Source organism: Undibacterium sp. GW821-FHT11H02 (assembly GCF_058808015.1).
This window is the reverse complement of the sequence record NZ_JBXARG010000051.1, coordinates 1-1,056: the sequence shown is the minus strand read 5'-3', so window position 1 is coordinate 1,056 and position 1,056 is coordinate 1. Positions and strand designations below refer to the sequence as shown.

1 protein-coding gene is annotated in these 1,056 nt (G+C 44.7%); it reads right to left on the bottom strand.

Going from position 1 to position 1,056, the window contains the following annotated elements:
- Window positions 1–309: 309 nt before the first annotated feature.
- Window positions 310–885, bottom strand: coding sequence for a hypothetical protein (locus AC1RR2_RS20900; protein WP_493224219.1), 576 nt, complete (start codon window positions 883–885; stop codon window positions 310–312).
- Window positions 886–1,056: the final 171 nt, after the last annotated feature.

The following is a 1,056-nucleotide window of genomic DNA, read 5'->3' as shown; positions in this document are numbered from 1 at the left end:
TACAAATTCACGATAGCGCTGCTGTGCGATATTCTTTGTCTTAGCAAATCCACCCAGAACCCAATCGGTCGTTAAACCCAGAATTTCCATTAGGATTTGCGATGAAGACGGATGCACGTTTCGAGATAGTTTTGATGCGAATGAGGCGCTAAATGTAAGGCATGACCCCGGGCTTCGGTGATCAAATTAATATCCACTGTTTCAAACCTTTCACCAGGCAAACAGCGTCCCGCTAAACCCTCTATTTCAACCAGGCACTCCATGGCAACGGCGGTTAACGAAATTAGAATAGATGCGGCGTGCCCCTGTCTAATTTGTTCCGACCACAATTGTTCCAGAATGGAGCTTCAGTGACCAAACGAATTTCTTTGCATTCATTTCTTGTTGATAAGACGGCTGAGGCGGGTAGCCCACCATTACTTGATAAAAGCGATTTCCGATCCACAAGACCCGGATGTAGAGATTCTGTGTTTTGCCTTTTGTCGTCGCGGCGAAATGTTCGCCACGCGCCACTTCCGTTTCAGATATTTTTACTTCATCCCCTTTTCTTGCTTCAGCAACCCAAGCATTTGCCTTCAACATACTTTCAAGTGTGGGAATTTCGTAAGGTGAAGTGGCGGCACGCCGCCACTCATCGCTAATAACTTCTGGTATGTCAAAATAGTTGATGGTGTACACCACACCATCTCGTTCACCCGCATAAGAATGCATGATGACCTCGCCATTGTCGAAGTGACTTAATTGTGACTTGTACTGCATCGGTGTTGGTGATGCGATTTCAAACCTCCCGTCCTTCGAAACAAATGGCTTAAATTCTGCCTGTTCGAAACATGAAGTAAGGGCTAATAAGGCAAACAGTAGGAGTAAATTGCTTAAACGATTCATAAGATTTGATAATGTGGATTTTCGCAAGAGAGAATAGAAAATGGTTCAGGCCTTACGTTTGACATTTAATAATCAATCAACTCGACTTTCCTTATGTTTCACAGCCCGACTAACCGTCGCGTAGCTCACTCCGAAATGGCTACCTACTTGCTCAAGTGTATAGTGTCCGCT

Excerpts from the sequence above, each read along its gene's own strand:
- AC1RR2_RS20900 (WP_493224219.1), bottom strand. The coding sequence starts at position 885 with ATGAATCGTTTAAGCAATTTACTCCTACTGTTTGCCTTATTAGCCCTT.